The organism is Saccharothrix sp. CB00851, from assembly GCF_001905065.1.
Classification (GTDB): Bacteria; Actinomycetota; Actinomycetes; order Mycobacteriales; family Pseudonocardiaceae; genus Actinosynnema.
Map to the genome: position 1 here is coordinate 26,965 of NZ_LWLC01000033.1, position 16,381 is coordinate 43,345.

Consider the following 16,381-nt stretch of genomic DNA (forward strand, 5'->3'; position numbering starts at 1 on the left):
CCGCGGCCAGAGGCGCCCCATTCGGCTCGATTCAGCGGTTGACGGTCAGGTCTCGCGCCGAGGCGTAGCGGTCCCGCACCCACGGGGTCGGCTCGGCCTCGACCGTGGTCGACGCCAGTTCCGACCAGTGCGGCGGTGCGTCCGCGCCGCTGACCGCCCACGCCGCCTGCCTGGCCGCGCCGTCGGCCACGTACTCGCTCGGCGACGGCACGAGGACCGGGCAGCCGAACACGGCGGGCGCGAGCCGCTGCACGGCGGGCATGCGGGCCCCGCCGCCGATCAGCAGCACCCGCGTCACGGGCATGTCCAGGGCGCGCAGCGCGTCGATCGCGTCGGCCAGGCTGCACAGCAGACCCTCGACCGCGGCACGCGCCAGGTGCGCCGGGGTCATGGTCTCCAGCCGCAGGCCGTGCAGCGCACCGGTGGAGTCGGGCTTGTTCGGCGTCCGCTCCCCCTCCAGGTACGGCACGAACACCAGCCCGTCGGCACCCGCGGGCGCGCTCAGGGCCAGGTCCGACAGGTCGGCCAGGTCCACCCCGAGCACGGACGCCGCCGCCGTGAGGATGCGCGACGCGTTCAGCGTCGCCACGAGCGGCAGGTGGCCGCCCTCGGCGTCGGCGAACCCGTTGACGATGCCGGTGCCGTCGACCACGGGGTTCGGCCGGCGCGCGAACGCCGTGCCGGACGTGCCGATGGACACCACCACGTCACCGGGCTGCGCCTGCACGCCCAGCGCGGCCGCCGCGTTGTCGCCCGCGCCCGCGCCGAACCGGCCGTCGACCAGTTCGGCCGGGCCGACCACGCGGGGCAGCCCGACGACCTTGCCCAGGGCCAGTTCGAGCAGATCCGGCCGGTAGTCCTCTGTGGACGGTGACCAGTAGCCGGTGCCGCTGGCGTCGCTGCGGTCGGTGGTCAGCGTGGCCGGCGACGTGCCGCCGGACAGCTTCCACGTCAGCCAGTCGTGCGGGAGGCAGACCGCCGCCGTGCGGGCGACCGACTCCGGCTCGTTGGTCGCGAGCCACCGCAGCTTGGTCACGGTGAGCGAGGCGACCGGGACGCTGCCGATCGCCTCGGCCCACTTGTCCGGCCCGCCCAGCTCGGTGGTGAGCTCGGCCGCCGCCCCCGCGGAACGGGTGTCGTTCCACAGCAGCGCCGGCCGGACCACCTCGCCGGCCGAGTCGAGCGTGACCATGCCGTGCTGTTGCGCGGCCACCGACACGGCGGCCACGTCGTCCAGGCCGCCCGCGTCCGCGATGGCGGTCTGGAGCGCGTCCCACCACGCGGAGGGATGCACCTCGGTGCCCGTCGGGTGCGCCGCACGCCCTTGCCGAACAAGGGCGCCGGTGTCCGCGTCGCGCACCACTACCTTGCAGGACTGGGTGGACGAGTCGACGCCCGCGACGAGCGCCATCAGCGGGCGCCCAGCAGGTGCTCGGTCGCCAGCTGCGCCAGGCGCACGAACCCGAAGCCGCGCTCGCTCGCGGCGGACGGGTCGAAGTCCTCGCCCTTGAGGAAGTCCGCGATCGACTCGCCCTCGTTGAGGGTGGGCTCGGCCAGCTCGTAGACGCCGCTGTACTTCATCGCCTCCTGCACCTCGGGGTCGGCGCGGAACGCCGCCGCCCGCTCGCGCAGCAGCTTGTAGGTGCGCATGTTGGCCGCCGCGCTCTCCCACACGCCGTCGAAGTCCTCGGTGCGCAGCGGCTTGTAGTCGAAGTGCCGGGGGCCGTCGTAGCCCTCGTTCTCCAGCAGGTCGACCAGGAAGAACGCGGACAGCAGGTCGCCCTGGCCGAACACGAAGTCCTGGTCGTAGCGCGGGCCCTTCTGGCCGTTGAGGTCGATGTGGAAGAGCTTGCCCTGCCACAGCGCCTGGCCGATGCCGTGCACGAAGTTGAGGCCCGCCATCTGCTCGTGGCCGACCTCGGGGTTCACGCCGAACAGCTCGTGGTGCTCCAGCGTCGAGATGAACGCCAGGGCGTGGCCGATGGTCGGCAGCAGGATGTCGCCGCGGGGCTCGTTGGGCTTGGGCTCCAACGCGAAGCGGAAGCCGTAGCCCTGGTCGACCGAGTACTGGGCGACCGTGTCGACGGCTTCGCGGTAGCGGTCGAGGGCGGCGGACACGGGCTTGGCCGCGTCGACCTCGGAGCCTTCACGGCCGCCCCACATGACGATGGTCTGGGCGCCGAGCTCGGCGGCCAGCTCCAGGTTGCGCAGCACCTTGCGCAGCGCGAACCGGCGCACCGAGCGGTCGTTGCTGGTGAAGCCGCCGTCCTTGAACACCGGGTGGGTGAACAGGTTGGTGGTCACCATGGGCACGACCATGCCGGTCTCGTCCAACGCCGCCCGGAAGGCGGAGACCCGCTTGCCGACCTCGGCCGCGTCCGAGCCGAAGGGGAACAGGTCGTCGTCGTGGAACGTGATGCCCCACGCACCGAGCTCCGAGAGCTTGCGCACCGCCAACGGCACGTCGAGCGGCGGGCGGGTCGCGTCGCCGAACGGGTCGCGTCCCGGCCAGCCGACCGTCCACAGGCCGAAGCTGAACTTGTCCACGAGGGCACCTCCAATAAGTTTGATGCCTGAACTTATCGCACAAAGCCGCTAGGATCCAGTGGTGTCCAGACCGCAGCCCGCGAGCCAGCACACCGTGCGACGGCACAACTCCGCCCTCGTGCTCGACGCCATCGCCGAGGCGCCCGGGTCGTCCCGCGCCGCCGTGGCCGCCCGCACCGGCCTGACCAAGGCGACCGTGTCGAGCCTGGTCGACCGGATGATCGGCGCCGGTCTGGTGGCCGAGGGCGAGGCGCAGGCCAGGTCCGGGCCGGGGCGACGCGGCACGGCGCTGCACCTGTCGCCGACCGGTCCGCACGGGCTCGGGGTGGAGGTCGGGGTCGACTACCTGGCCACGTGCCTGGTCGACCTCACCGGGCGGGTGCGGGCGCGGTGGGTGCGGCCCAGCGACAATCGTGCCTCCTCCCCCGCCCGCGTGCTGGCCAAGGTGGCGGCGGCGGTGCGCACGGCGGCGAAGCAGGACGTGCCGATCGGCGGGGTCGGCGTGGCCGTGCCCGGTCTGGTGAAGGTGGCCGGCGGTTCGCTGCGGCTGGCGCCGAACCTGGGCTGGCGCGAGGTGGACGTGCGCGGTGAGCTGACCCGGCGGTTGGAGCTGGACGTGCCGGTGCTGGTCGGCAACGAGGCCAACCTGGCCGCGTTGGCCGAGCTGTGGCACGGGGACGTGGCGGCGGACTTCCTGCACATCTCCGGTGAGATCGGCATCGGCGCGGGCATCGTGGTGGGCGGGGCGCTGTTCGAGGGCGTGTCCGGGTTCGGCGGCGAGATCGGGCACCTGTCCGTCGACCCGCGTGGGCCCGCGTGCGCGTGCGGGTCGCGGGGGTGCTTGGAGCGGCTGGCGGGGCAGGACGAGATCGTGCGCGCGGCGGGCGTGACGGGGGTGGACGAGCTGCTCGGACGGCTGGCGGCGGGTGATCGGACGGCCACGACGGCGGTGCGCTCGGCGGCGCGGTGGCTGGGCGTGGCGCTGTCCGGGGCGGTGAACCTGCTGGACCTGCCGACGGTGGTGCTGGGCGGGACGTACGCCCGGCTGGAGCCGTGGCTGCAGGAGCCGTTGCACGCGGAGTTGGATCGACGCGTGGTCAGCGCCGAGTGGTCGACCGTGCGGGTGGTCGCCTCGTCGTTGGGCGCCGAGGCCGCCGTGCGCGGCGCCGCCACCACCGCCGTCCGCGCGATCCTGGCCGACCCCGACCCCTACGTCACCTCAGTCCTCGCCTGACCGTTGAATTCGGGGGTCCTGAACGTACGACACGCGCGTTCCGAACGTAGGACACGCGCGAGAGTCGTACCTTCGCGCCGCGCGTGTCCTACGTTCGGAACGGCCGTGTCCTACGTTCAGGTACCCCGAGTTGAACGTTCAGGGCGGCCAGGAGGGTGTGGTAGGTGTGGGCTGGGTCACCTTCCACCGAGGGGATCACGGTGGGGTGGCGGGTGGCGATGACGGCTTGGAGGTTGTCGTACATCGCGGACAGCTCGGCCGGGGTCGCCTGGACGGTCCCGCGCTCGAGAAAGCGGCGGATCGCGTTCTCCCGCGTGTCGTGCAGGACGATCTCGTGGTACTCGACGCCCACGTCGGCGGCCAGCGCGCAGAGCCGGTCCAGGAACTCGGGGCGGCCCAGGAACTGGGGCACGATCACGTCATGGCCCGAGGTCAGATGGGTGCGGGCGGCGGAGATGGCGATGTCGCGGGCCAGTCGGCCCGCCTCGGCGAGGTCGCCGGCGATCAGGTCGCGCACCCGGTCGACGTCCAGCACCAGCGCGGGCGGGTGGTTGTCGGCGTAACGGCGCGCGATGGTCGACTTGCCGCACCCGGGCGGACCGTTCAGGGCGATCAAGCGGGGCACCGGGCCGAGGATAACCGGGCGGGGGACGGTGCCCCCTGGTCACCGCCCCCGCACCGCACATCCTGCTGATCACCGGTACACGCCGGGGTACACACCTGCGTGTACCGACATCACTACGCTGTGTCCTGTGCGTTTCGGGGTGTTGGGTCCGCTGGAGGTTCGCGACCGCGCGAACCGGCTCGTCGTACCCACCCGGCGCAAGGAACGCGTGCTGCTCGCCGTCCTCCTGCTGCGCGACGGCACGCCCACCTCCGCCGACGCGCTCAGCGACGCGTTGTGGCCCGAGGCGCTGCCCCGCTCGGCCGGCGCGAACCTCAAGACCTACCTGTCGGACCTGCGCCGCCTGCTGCGGGACGGCGACGCGGTGATCGACACCCGCCCGGACGGCTACGTGCTGCGCGTCGACCGGGACGCGCTGGACGCCACCCGGTTCGAGGACCTGGTGGCCGAGGGTCGGGAGGCGTTGCGGGACAAGAGGTTCGACGTGGCCGCCGAACGGCTGACGCGGGCGCTCGGCCTGTGGCGCGGCCCGGCGCTGGACGGCTTACCGGTGCCGGAGATCATCCGGCCCCGGGTCACCGTGCTGGAGGAGCTGCGGCTCACCGTCCAGGAGGACAACGTCGACGCCCGCTTGGCGCTGGGCCAGGAGGCGGAGCTGTGCGGTGAGCTGTCCGCCCTGACCGAGCAGCACCCGCTGCGGGAACGGCTGTGGGCCCAGCTCATGCTCGCCCGTTACCGCACCGGACGCCAGGCCGAGGCCCTGGCCGCCTACCAGAGCCTGCGCGCAGCGCTGGGCACCGAACTGGGCATCGAGCCCTCCCCCGCCGTCAAGCGGCTGCACCTGGAGATCCTGCGCGCCGACCGCGCGTTGGACCGCACGCCGCTGCTGCCCGCCGCGGTCGTGCCGCGCCAGCTGCCGGCCGCCGTCCCGGACTTCACGGGCCGCCGCACGGCACTGGAGGAACTCGACCGCCAGGCGAGCAGGGCCCGCGAGGACCGGGCCGGTGCCACGGTCGTCATCTCCGCCATCGCGGGCACGGCCGGGGTGGGGAAGACGGCGTTGGCCGTGTACTGGGCGGACCGGGCGCGCGAGCTGTTCCCCGACGGCCAGCTCTACGCCGACCTGCGCGGTTACGACGCCCTGCCGCCGCGGCGCCCGCTGGAAGTGCTCTCCCGCTTCCTGCACGCCCTCGGCGTGCCACCCGAACGGGTGCCGCCGGACGTGGACGAGGCCACCGCGCTGTACCGCAGCACGCTGGCCGACCGCGCAGTGCTCGTGGTGCTGGACAACGCGGCGGGCGCGGACCAGGTCCGCCCGCTGCTGCCGGGCGGCTCGGGTTGCCTGGTCGTGGTCACCAGCCGGGACCGGATGGCGGGTCTGGTGGCCCGCGAGGGCGCCGCGCGGGTCGCGCTGGACGTGCTCACCCCGGCCGAGTCGGTCGAGCTGCTCGGCCGCCTGCTCGGCGAGGACCGCACGGCCGCCGAGCCGGAGGCGACCGCCGAGCTGGCCGCGTTGTGCGCGCGCCTGCCGCTGGCGTTGCGCGTCACCGCCGCCCACTACGCCGGTGGCCGGATCGCCGACCACGTCGCCGAGCTGCGCCGCGGCAACCGGCTCACCGCGCTGCACGCCGACGAGGACACCGCCGTGCGGGCCGCGTTCGACCTGTCCTACAGCGCGCTCCCGGCCGCCGCGCGGAGGCTGTTCCGGCTGGTCGGGCTCATCCCCGGCCAGGACTTCGGCGTCGAGGCGGCGGCGGCCGTCGCCGACTTGCCCGTGCCGCGCGCCCGTGAGCTGCTGACCGCGCTGACCGACGCGCACCTGCTGCACGAGGACGCGGGCCGGTTCACCGGGCACGACCTGCTGCGCCTGTACGCGCGGGAACGCGCGGTGGCCGAGGAGACCGACGACCGGCGGGACGAGGCGGTCCGCCGGCTGTACGACTGGTACCGGGAACGGGCGCGGTCCGCGGCGGCGGTGCTGTACCCGGACATGTCCCGGCTGCCCGGCCCGCTCCCGCCGGAGTTGTTCGAGCACGAGAACCAGGCGTCGGCCTGGCTGGACGCCGAACGCGCCAACCTGGTGGCCGCGGTGCTGCACGCCGCCGGGCACGGACCGCGCCGCGAGGCGTGGCTGCTGTCGGACGCGCTGCGCGGCTACTTCTGGCTGCGGATGGCCACGGTCGACTGGATGACGGTGGCGAGCACCGCGCTGCGCGCCGCCGAGGGCGAGCCGATGGCGCAGGCCGCGGCCGAGCTGAGCCTGGCGAACCTGAAGTTCCTGCGCGCCGAGCACGCCGCCGCGATCGAGCACTCGGCCAGGGCGCTGCGGCTGGCCGAGGAGGGCGGCTGGCCGGACGGGCAGGCGTCGGCGCACAACAACCTCGGCGGCATCCACCGCCAGTCCGGGCACCTCACCGAGGCGGCCGAGCACTTCGCGCGGGCCGTCGAGATCGACCGCCGCCACGGCCTGGTCGCCGGTCAGCTCGCGGGCCTGAACAACCTGGCGATCGTGGCGTGGCAGCTGGGCAGGCTGGCCGAGTCGACCGACTACTTCACCGAGGCGCTGCGGCTGAGCGACGACGCCCGCGCGCCGCAGGCGATCGCGCTGGCCAAGGGCAACCTCGGCGAGCTGTGGCACACGCGCGGAGACCTCGACCAAGCGTCCGGGTACCTGACCGAGGCGTTGCGGATGCACCGCGAGATCGGCGCGCGGGTCGCCGAGGCGGGCAACCTGACCACGCTCGCCGCCGTGCACAACGACCGGGGCGACCGGGCCGCCGCGTACGAGCACGGCCGCACGTCGTTGATGCTGGCCCGCGACACCGGTGACCGCCGGATCGAGGCGGGCGCGCTGCACGTGCTGGGCGACATCCACCGCCGCGCCGGTCAGGAGGGTGACGCGCTGGACTGCTACCGGCAGGCGGTGGAGCTGGCCCGGGAGACCGAGGACGACTTCCTGGAGGCCGAGGCGCTGATCGGGTTGGGCCGGGCGGAGGAGGCGCTGGCCATCGCGCGCAAGGCGGGCTACCGGGTGGTCGAGGCCAAGGCGCTCACCGCGCTGGCCCGCACGGCACCCGCCGAGGAGGCCGTCGCGCACGCGCGGCAAGCCCTCGACCTGCACCGGAGCACCGGTCACCTGGCTGGTGAGGCGCACACCCTGCGCCTGCTCGGCCACCTCGAACCGGAGCACGCGCGAACACACTGGCGAAGTGCTCTAGACCTCTTCACCCGAATGCAGTCCCCCGAAGCGGACACACTGCGCCCGCTCGTCTGACAGCCTGGACGGCACGTTTGTCACTGCGGACAATCGTCGCCGAGACTGCCAGGGGGTGAGCCGGTTGCCGCGCGGAGAACGCCCATTGGACGTCGGTGACAGCCCGTTGCTGAGGTTCGCCGCCGACTTGCGGTCGTTGCGGGACAAGGCGGGTGGGTGCAGCTACCGGCAGTTGGGCGCACGCGCCCACTACTCGGCGACCACGCTGTCGGACGCGGCGGGCGGGCGGAAGCTGCCCACGCTCGCGGTGACGCTGGCCTACGTGCGCGCCTGCGAGGGTGACGTGGCCGAGTGGGAGGACCGGTGGCGGCAGGTCGCCGCCGAGGTGCTGCCCAGCCCCGACCAGGACCCCGACGAGAGCCATCCGCCGTACGCGGGCCTGGCGGCCTACGGCACCGAGGACGCCGAGTGGTTCTTCGGCCGCGACCACCTGCTGGACGACCTGGAGAAGCGCATCGCGCAGCGCCGGTTCGTCGCGGTGTTCGGCGCGTCGGGCGCGGGCAAGTCGTCGCTGCTGCGCGCGGGCCTGGTGCCGCGGGTGACCGGCCGGGCCGTGGTCACCTCGCCCAGCGAGACCGCCGAGCCCGACCTGGACGCCGACCTGCTGATCGTGGACCAGTTCGAAGAGGTCTTCACGCTCTGGCCGGACGCCGACCGGCGCACCGCCTACGTCGACGCCCTGTTGGCGGCGCGGTGCAAGGTCGTGATCGGCGTGCGGGCCGATTTCTACGGGCACTGCGCGCAGCACCCGGCGCTGGTGGAGGCGCTGACCGACGGCCAGCTGCTGCTCGGGCCGATGGGTCCGGAGGAGCTGCGCCAGGTGATCATGCGGCCCGCCGTGAAGGCGTCGTGCACGGTGGAGACGGCGCTGGTGTCACGGCTGGTCGCGGACGCCACCGGCCAGGCGGGCGTGCTGCCGCTGATGTCGCACGCGCTGCTGGAGACCTGGCGGCGACGGCGCGGCACCACGTTGACGCTGGCCGGCTACGAGGCCGCGGGCGGTATCCAGCACGCCATCGCGCAGACCGCCGAACGCACCTACACCTCGCTGGAACGCCACCAGCGCGCGTTGGCCAGGCAGGTGTTCCTGCGGCTCACCGCGCTCGGTGACGGCACCGAGGACACCAAGCGACGGCTGCCGCGCGCCGAGCTGGACCACGACGTGGACGTGGACGTGGTGCTGGACCGGCTGGCGCACGCCCGGCTGCTCACCCTGGACCGCGACAGCGTGGAGATCGCGCACGAGGCGCTGATCCGCTCGTGGCCGCGGCTGCGCGGCTGGCTCGCCGAGGACCGGGACGGGCTGCGCACCATGCGGCGGCTCACCGAGGCCGCGGCCACCTGGGAGTCGCTCGGCCGGGACCCGGACGCGCTGTACCGGGGCACGCGGCTGGACACAGCGGTGGAGTGGACGCAGCGCGACGGCGTGCGGACCAGCGCCCAGGAGCGCGACTTCCTGGCCGAGAGCCTCCAGGCACGCGACCGGGAACGGGTGCTCGCGCACCGCCGCACCCGCCGGTTGCGCCAGCTCGTGGCGCTGCTGGCCGTGCTGCTGATGCTCGCGGGCACGGCCGTGGTGCTCGCGATCACCGCGCAGAAGGAGGCCGCGGCGGGCTGGAAGTCGTCGGCCGCCTGGTACGTGGCCAACCAGTCGCAGGCGCTGCGCAGCAGCGACCCGCGGCTCGCCGACCAGCTCGCCATCGAAGCGCACTACCTCAACCCGAACGACGAGACGCGCAACGGCGTGCTCAGCGCGCGTGCGACGGACGAGCGGGACATGGCCAGCCGCGCGGCGTTCGCGTCCGCCCAGGCCCTCGCCGACCCGGACCGCGAGCGCGAGACCGTGCCCCGGGTGCTCGGGCCCGCCGACGAGACGGTGACCTCGATCGCGGTCAACGGCGCGGGTCAGGCGTTCGCCACGACCGTGGTGGACGGGGTGGGCAAGGTCTGGGACGTCACCGATGTGACCACCGAGGTCACGCACACCTTCGCCGGCCTGGTGGACCTGGTCGCGTTCGACCCGGCCCGCGGCCGCACGCTGGTCGCCGTGTCCGACCAGGGCGCGGTGGCGGTGTGGGACTGGTCGGACCCGGCCCGGCCGGTCGAGGCGGCCCGCCTGGCGGACCAGCCGCGCCCGGTCGTCGGCGTCGTCTACGGCCCGGACGGCGAGGTCGTGGTGACCTACGACGTCATGGGCGTGGTCCGGCTGTGGGACGTGTCCGAGCCGACCCGGCCGGACCTGCTCGTGGAGCTGGACCTGGCCCGCGACATCACCGCCGCGGCCCTGTCGCACGACCACCGCGCGCTGGCGCTCGGCACGGCGAAGGGCGAGGTCCGGCTGTACGACGTGACCGACAGGGCGAAGCCCGCCGAGCTGTGGTCCGGCAAGGCGCACCGGGGTGCGGTCCAGGCGCTGGCGTTCCACCCGACCGGTGACGCGCTCGCCACCGTCGGCACGCAGGACACGGTGGCGCTGTGGGACGTGTCGGACCCGCGGCGGCCCGCCCAGCGCGGCCGGATCAACGGGCTCACCGAGGGCGTCTACGCGGTGGGGTTCGGCGACACGGCGACCAACGTGGAGACGTCCAAGTCGAACGGCACCACGCGGTCCTGGGAGTTCGACTTCGACACGGCGGTGCGCGAGATGTGCGACGGGGTCACCACCCACATCACCCGCGAGGAGTGGCAGCAGTACGTGGGCGCGGTCGGCGCGCTGGAGTACCACCGCCCGTGCGGTTGATTGGCGGGCCGGCGGAGGCGGGCCGATAATCGCCAGGTGACTACGCCGCGTGACGACGACCGCACGGAAGCAGCACCGACGCGCCCGATCCCGAACGGACCCGCCACCGTGGACCCGCCCGGTGGCGCGGTGGAGCCCTCGGTCACCGGGGAGCCGGAGCGGACGGTCGCGCCGCCCGCGAGGCTGAAGCCCACCAGGATCAGCGGCACGTGGGTCGCCGTGCTGGCCTCGATCGTGGTGCTGATCGTGCTGCTGGTGTTCATCCTGCAGAACCTCACCGACGCCACGATCCACTTCTTCGGTGCCGCGGGCACGCTGCCGCTGGGCGTGGCACTGCTGTTCGCGGCGATCGCGGGCGCGATCCTGGTGGCCCTGGTCGGCGCAGCCCGGATCATGCAGCTGCGCCGCCAGGCCAAACGAGGGCTGCGATAAATCGTCCTCAGACCGAGGAACAGGACCTACCGTTCAGCGTGAAGCCGGTGGGTGCGGCGTTGCTGCCCTGCCAGCTCGCCTGGAATCCGAATTCCACCGTGCTCCCCGCCGCGATGGTCCCGTTCCAGCCCTCGTTGGTCACCGTGACGGCGGCGCCGACCTGCGACGCCTTGCCGTTCCAACTGTTGGTGATCCGCTGGCCGTTCGCGAACGACCAGCCCAGGCTCCACCCCGTGACGGGGGCGTTGGCCTGGTTGGTGATCCTCACCGAACCGGTGAAGCCACCTCCCCACTGGCTCGTGACCTGGTAGCGCACCGCACAAGTGGGCGGCACCTGGTCCGTGACAGTGGTGCTCGTGGTGCTGCTCGACGTGGTGCTCGACGTCGTGTTCGGAATCGTGGTGGTCGTGGTGGGGAACGGCTCGGTGGTCGAGATGTTCCCGGCGGGGTCGGCGACGAGGATGCCGCGACCGTTCGTGCCCAGGTAGACGCGTCCGTAGACGCGCGGGTCGCCGGTGATCGCCTCGCCCATGTTGCCGTACTGCTGGTTCACCCCGGTGTTGATGTGCACGAAGCCCGCGGCCATGCCGTCGAAGCCGAAGCCGTCGATGCGGAAGACACCGGTGCCCATCACCTCGTTGGTCAGCACCGCGTACATGGCCGGGTAGGTCTTGCCCTCGGCGGGCTTGCCGAACCCGATGCTGACGGCCTTGGTGACGAACCGGTTCTTGCGGACGGTGGCGCCGGAGTCCTCGGAGCGGAACAGGCCGGTGTCACCGGTCAGCCAGATGTCGCCCTCGTGGCCGGGCACGGCCTTGAGCTTGCTCGCCGGCACCTCGGGGCCCGCGGTGAACGTCGCGCCGCCGTCGGTGCTGGTGTAGAGCCTGCCCTCGGCCAAGGCGTAGAACTTGAGCGGGTTCACCCGGTCGGACTCGACCACGGCGCCCGCCGGGATGCCGGTGGACGGCGTCCACGTGGTGCCGAAGCCCACCGAGTAGTGCACCGCGGCGCCCGCCGGGCTCCACACGAACCGGGAGCCGTCCGCCGCCGCGGCGACCGTGCCGCCACCGGTGACGCCGCCGGGCTCGGTGCCCTGGAACCAGTTCTCGCCGCCGTCGGTGGAGAACGCCACCCGCATGTCGTTGGGCTGCGCGGACTTGTCGAAGTCACCCGAGCGGACCATCACGGCCGGGTTCTTCTCGGCGTAGTCCAGGCTGCGGGTGGTGGTGAAGTACGGCCGCTGGAACATCATCCCGGGCACCTTGGTCAGGTCCGTGTGCCGGAACCCGCCGATGTCACCCAGACCGCTGATCAGCGGCGCGCCCTCGGGCGGGCTGATCAGGTCGAGCACCGCGGTCTCCTCCAGCCCGGCGACGGCCGGCTTGATCGTGATCTGGCCGCCGTCGTCCCACTTGAGCAGGTCCGTGGTGCCGTAGATGGTCGCGCCGGTGCCGTACAGCATCCGGTTGGAGTCGAACGGGTCGATCTCCAGCGACTCGACCATCCAGCCGAGCTTCGGCGTCACCTCCGGAGGCTGCGGGTTCTGGCCGAAGCTCAGCCAGGGCGCGGCGCTGATGTCCATGGTGTAGCGGAAGCTGCGGTTGGGGTAACTGGTGAAGTCCCAGGCACGGGTCCAACTCGCGCCGCCGTCGGTGCTGCGGAAGATGATGACGTCCGGCCACCAGGAGATCTGGGTGGCGACCATCAGCGTGTTCGGGTTCTGCCGGTCGATGGTCAGGCCGCTGTAGCCGAAGTAGTTGTCCGAGCTGCTGGACGGGACGGGGCTGACCTGGGTCCACGCGCCCGTGGCGGTGTCGTACTTCCAGACGTCGCCCTTGCCGCCGTCGTACGGGCCGCCGGTGTCGCTGGTGGCCAGGTAGAGGAAGCCGCCCTTGGTGTCCAGCTCGCCCTGGTGGGCGATGTAGCCGGTGGGCTGGCCGGCGAGCCGGGACCACGTCGCGCCCGCGTCAGTGCTGCGGTAGACCGTGTTCTCCTTGTCGGCGACACCGACGTAGATGGTCTTCGACGGGCTGCCCGCGGTCGAGGAGCGCGGGTCGTAGGTCACCCAGACGACGCCCTGGATGTCGTTGCCGTAGCCGTTGGGGTCGTTCGGGTCGGCGACGTAGTTGCCTGGGTTGGGGAAGCTCGCGACCTGCGACCACGTGACGCCGCTGTCCGTGCTGCGCCACAGGCCCTTGCCGCTGGGCGCGCCGAAGTACAGCACCCGGCCGTCGTTGGGGTCGACGGACAGCCGCTCGCCCATGCCGCGGCCGGGCATGTTGCCGCCGACCTTGAACGGCAGCTGGGTGTGCTGCCAGGTCTTGCCGCGGTCCGCCGAACGCAGGATGGCGCCGTTGTCGGGGTCCCAGCTGTTGGTGTACATGCCGACGGCGGCGTAGACCTTGTCGGCGTTCTCGGGGTCGGGCGCGATGCTCGCCACGCCGTTGTAACCCCAGTTGTCCCAGTCGACCCAGTCCAGCAGCGGGATCCAGCGGCCGGTGGCCTGGTTCCACCGGTACGCGCCGCCGATGTCGGTGCGGGCGTAGATCAGGTCCTTCTCCGCCGGGCTGAACACGATGCCGGGCACGAACCCGCCGCCCGCGATCTCCACGTTGCGCCAGTTGTGGGGCTGCACGATGCCCGCGGCGTCGACCGGCGCCGGTGACGCGGGCCTGGTGACGGCGGAGACCACCACGAGGCCGAGGACGGCCACGGCGGCGGCGGTCAACGCGAGGAGGCGCTGGACGGCGGGGGCCGTGCGCGCGGTGCGTCGGGCCATCGTGGTGCGCTCCTTTGCGCGGGGCGGGAGGAGGCGGTGGGCGAGTGGGATCCGCCTCCCCCCTGGCTCTGGTGGAGTCAGGCGGGCCGCACAGGTCTGGGAGCGCTCCCAGAACGTGCAGGATTGGACCGTAGCCAGGGCCGTCGGTCAGCGGCAAGCAGTCCGGGTTACGCCATCCGAGTGAAGTGCGGTGCGTGATCAACCGCAGTGGTCGAACCGCGTCGAAACGGCCGTCGAATCGATTCGAAAAACACCGCGACCCGGGCCTCGTGGCCCGGGTCGCGGTGACGTGCTGGGTACTTCGAGAGCGACTCAGGCGCTCGAACGGGTGACCATCGCCGTCGGCAGGAGCAGGAACGGCGGCAGGTTCTCCTCGCCCGCCAGCTCCGCCATGAGCCGCCACGTCATGGTGCGCCCCAACTGCTCCACGTCCTGCCGGATCGTGGTCAGCGGCGGCACCGCGGTGGAGGCGATCATCAGGTCGTCGAACCCGACCACGGCCACGTCGTCGGGGACCCGCTTGCCGTGCGCGTGCAGGGTCTGCAACGCGCCCAGCGCCATGATGTCCGCGCCGACGAACACCGCGTCCAGGTCCGGCGCCCGCTTGAGCAGGTCGGCCATGGCGACCGCACCGCTCTCCGGGGTGAAGTCACCGTACGCGACGAGATCGGTGTCGAGCCGTGCCTGGCTCAGCCCGCGCTTCCAACCGGACAAACGGTCCATACCGACCGCCATGTCGCGGGGGCCGGCGATGGTGGCGATCCGCTTGCGGCCCCGCGAGACCAGGTAGCGGGCCGCCTCCATGGCGCCGTTGAAGTTGTCCGAGTCCACATAGGGCACTCCGCCCGCGCCGAGGGGCCTGCCGCCGACGACCGTCGGCAGGCCCGCGTCGGCGAGCGTGCGGGGCAGCGGGTCCTGGCCGTGCAGGCTGATCACCAGCACGCCGTCCACGTGCCCGCCGCAGAGGTAGTTCACCAGGTCCTGCTCGTCGCCCTCCTTGCTCATCATGAGGACGAGCTGGACCCGCTTGCCCGCGAGTTCGGCGTGCACACCGCGGAGCACGCCGGCGAAGAACGGGTCGGCCAGCACCCGGCTGCCCTGCTCGGAGACGACCAGGGCGATACAGTTGGCCCGGCTGCCCGCGAGCGTCCGGGCCGCCTGGTTCGGGCTGTACCCGAGCTTGCCGATGGCCTGGTGCACGGCCTCCCGCGCCCGGGAACTGACGTACGGCTCGCCGTTGATCACCCGGGAGACGGTCGACTTGGACACCCCGGCTGCGCGAGCGACCTCCTCCAGCCGGGTGTTGGGTCGTCGCGCCTTGGGTGGGTCAACGGCATCTGTCACGGAGCGACCGTCGCCGCGAGAGCGTTGCCACGGGCAACCTGCGAGTACCACATGGCGCTCATCTTAGGCGTCCGCACCTGGGTCTCGTAGTCGACATGCACGATCCCGAACCGCTTGGCGTAGCCCTCGGCCCATTCGAAGTTGTCCATGAGCGACCACGCGAAGTAACCGCGCAGGTCGACACCCGCCTCGATGGCCGCGTGCGCCGCCCTGAGGTGCGACTCGATGTAACCGAGGCGCTCGGGGTCGTTGATCGACCCGTCGTCGTCGATGGAGTCGACGTAGGCGGCACCGTTCTCGGTGACGTACAGCGGGATGCTCGGGTAGTCCTGGTGCACCCGCATGAGCACCTTGAACAGGCCGTCCGGCTGCACCTCCCAGTCCATGGCGGTGCGGGGCAGGCCGCGGCTGGGGAACGAGACGTGCTCCGCGCCGACCCACGGTGACCCGGTCGGGCGACGCCCGTTGTCGACGACCGGCGCTTCGGGCTCGGGCGTGTTGCTCACGAAGTGCTCGGCGTAGTAGTTCACGCCCAGCTGGTCCAACGGCGCCGAGATGATCTCCAGGTCGTTCTCGCGGATGTGCTTGGAGAACCCGTAGGGCTCCAAGTCCTCCACGATGTCCGCCGGGTACTCGCCCTTGAACAGCGGGTCCAGGAAGATCCGGTTCTGCAGGCCGTCGAGCCGGCGCGCGGCGTCGAGGTCGCCCGGGTCGTCCGGGTTCGCCGGGATGATCGGGTACATGTTGAGCGTGATGCCGACCTTGGCGGTCGGCGCCTGCTCCCGGATCGCCGCGGTGGCCAGGCCGTGGGCCAGCAGCAGGTGGTGCACGGCCGCGACGGCGGCCTCCGGCTCCTGGCGGCCGGGCGCGTGCACGCCCGCCGCGTAGCTGAGCAGCGACGAGCACCACGGCTCGTTGAGCGTGGTCCAGTTCTCCACCCGGTCGCCCAGCGCGCCGACGACCGACTCGGCGTACTCCGCGAAGCGGTACGCGGTGTCCCGGTTGGCCCAACCGCCCTCGTCCTCGAGGGTCTGCGGGAGGTCCCAGTGGTAGAGCGTCAGCCACGGGGTGATGTTGTTCTCGAGCAGCTTGTCGACCAGCCGGGAGTAGAAGTCCAGGCCGGCCTGGTTGACCGGACCGGCGTCCGGGCGGATGCGGGGCCACGCGGTGGAGAACCGGTAGGCGTGCAACCCGAGGTCGACCATCAGCTGGACGTCTTCGTCGACGCGGTAGTAGTGGTCGGCCGCGGGATCACCCGTGTCACCGCCCACCACCGCGCCGGGGATCTGGCAGAACGTGTCCCAGATGGACGCGGTGCGACCGTCCGCGGTGGTCGCGCCTTCGATCTGGAACGCCGCTGTCGCGGCGCCCCACACGAATCCCTCGGGAAAGGAAATCGACTCCAC

Annotated in this window: 10 protein-coding genes; 4 read left to right on the forward strand and 6 right to left on the reverse strand. The window is 72.5% G+C overall.

Annotated features, from left to right (window positions below):
* Positions 1–31: 31 nt before the first annotated feature.
* Both A6A25_RS28495 and xylA read right to left on the reverse strand, forming a co-directional pair.
* Entirely contained in the window at positions 32–1,411 is a 1,380-nt protein-coding gene (locus tag A6A25_RS28495) for a xylulokinase (RefSeq protein WP_073895400.1), read from the reverse strand.
* On the reverse strand, positions 1,411–2,547 hold the full coding sequence (gene xylA / locus A6A25_RS28500; protein WP_198932895.1) for a xylose isomerase: 1,137 nt from the start codon (positions 2,545–2,547) through the stop codon (positions 1,411–1,413). The genes A6A25_RS28495 and xylA overlap by 1 nt, the downstream gene beginning before the upstream one ends.
* Before the next feature lie 61 nt (positions 2,548–2,608).
* Between xylA and A6A25_RS28505 the strand changes: the two genes are divergently transcribed.
* The gene (locus tag A6A25_RS28505) at positions 2,609–3,781 is read left to right on the forward strand and encodes an ROK family transcriptional regulator (RefSeq protein ID WP_073895488.1); all 1,173 of its coding nucleotides are present in this window, start codon (positions 2,609–2,611) and stop codon (positions 3,779–3,781) included.
* An 88-nt stretch (positions 3,782–3,869) separates the two neighbouring features.
* Here the strand turns inward: A6A25_RS28505 and A6A25_RS28510 are convergent, their stop codons facing one another.
* Positions 3,870–4,406, reverse strand: coding sequence for an AAA family ATPase (locus A6A25_RS28510; protein ID WP_073895404.1), 537 nt, complete (start codon positions 4,404–4,406; stop codon positions 3,870–3,872).
* 127 nt (positions 4,407–4,533) lie between these two features.
* Here A6A25_RS28510 and A6A25_RS28515 point away from each other — a divergent pair, with 127 nt between their 5' ends.
* The 3 genes from A6A25_RS28515 (at position 4,534) to A6A25_RS28525 (ending at position 10,852) form a co-directional block, all read left to right on the forward strand.
* Positions 4,534–7,680 carry an AfsR/SARP family transcriptional regulator gene (locus tag A6A25_RS28515; RefSeq protein ID WP_158073832.1) on the forward strand — a complete coding sequence of 1,049 codons (3,147 nt, stop codon included), beginning with the start codon at positions 4,534–4,536 and terminating at the stop codon, positions 7,678–7,680.
* A gap of 55 nt (positions 7,681–7,735) precedes the next feature.
* Positions 7,736–10,420, forward strand: a complete 2,685-nt coding sequence (locus A6A25_RS28520; protein ID WP_241828963.1) for an nSTAND1 domain-containing NTPase — start codon at positions 7,736–7,738, stop codon at positions 10,418–10,420.
* A gap of 129 nt (positions 10,421–10,549) precedes the next feature.
* Positions 10,550–10,852 carry a LapA family protein gene (locus A6A25_RS28525; RefSeq protein WP_241828967.1) on the forward strand — a complete coding sequence of 101 codons (303 nt, stop codon included), beginning with the start codon at positions 10,550–10,552 and terminating at the stop codon, positions 10,850–10,852.
* Between the two features lie 7 nt (positions 10,853–10,859).
* On the opposite strand, the gene A6A25_RS28530 is transcribed toward A6A25_RS28525, so the two are convergent.
* The 3 genes from A6A25_RS28530 to A6A25_RS28540 form a co-directional block, all read right to left on the reverse strand.
* Positions 10,860–13,631: a cellulose-binding domain-containing protein gene (locus A6A25_RS28530; protein WP_073895407.1), complete on the reverse strand. Its 2,772-nt coding sequence runs from the start codon at positions 13,629–13,631 to the stop codon at positions 10,860–10,862.
* 312 nt (positions 13,632–13,943) lie between these two features.
* Entirely contained in the window at positions 13,944–14,975 is a 1,032-nt protein-coding gene (locus tag A6A25_RS28535; RefSeq protein WP_073895408.1) for a LacI family DNA-binding transcriptional regulator, read from the reverse strand.
* A complete protein-coding gene (locus tag A6A25_RS28540; RefSeq protein WP_241828964.1) occupies positions 14,972–16,381 on the reverse strand; it encodes a GH1 family beta-glucosidase in 1,410 nt (469 codons plus the stop codon). The genes A6A25_RS28535 and A6A25_RS28540 overlap by 4 nt, the downstream gene beginning before the upstream one ends.

Coding starts and splice junctions, on each gene's coding strand:
- A6A25_RS28495 (WP_073895400.1), bottom strand. CDS start 1,411: ATGGCGCTCGTCGCGGGCGTCGACTCGTCCACCCAGTCCTGCAAGGTA.
- A6A25_RS28530 (WP_073895407.1), bottom strand. CDS start 13,631: ATGGCCCGACGCACCGCGCGCACGGCCCCCGCCGTCCAGCGCCTCCTC.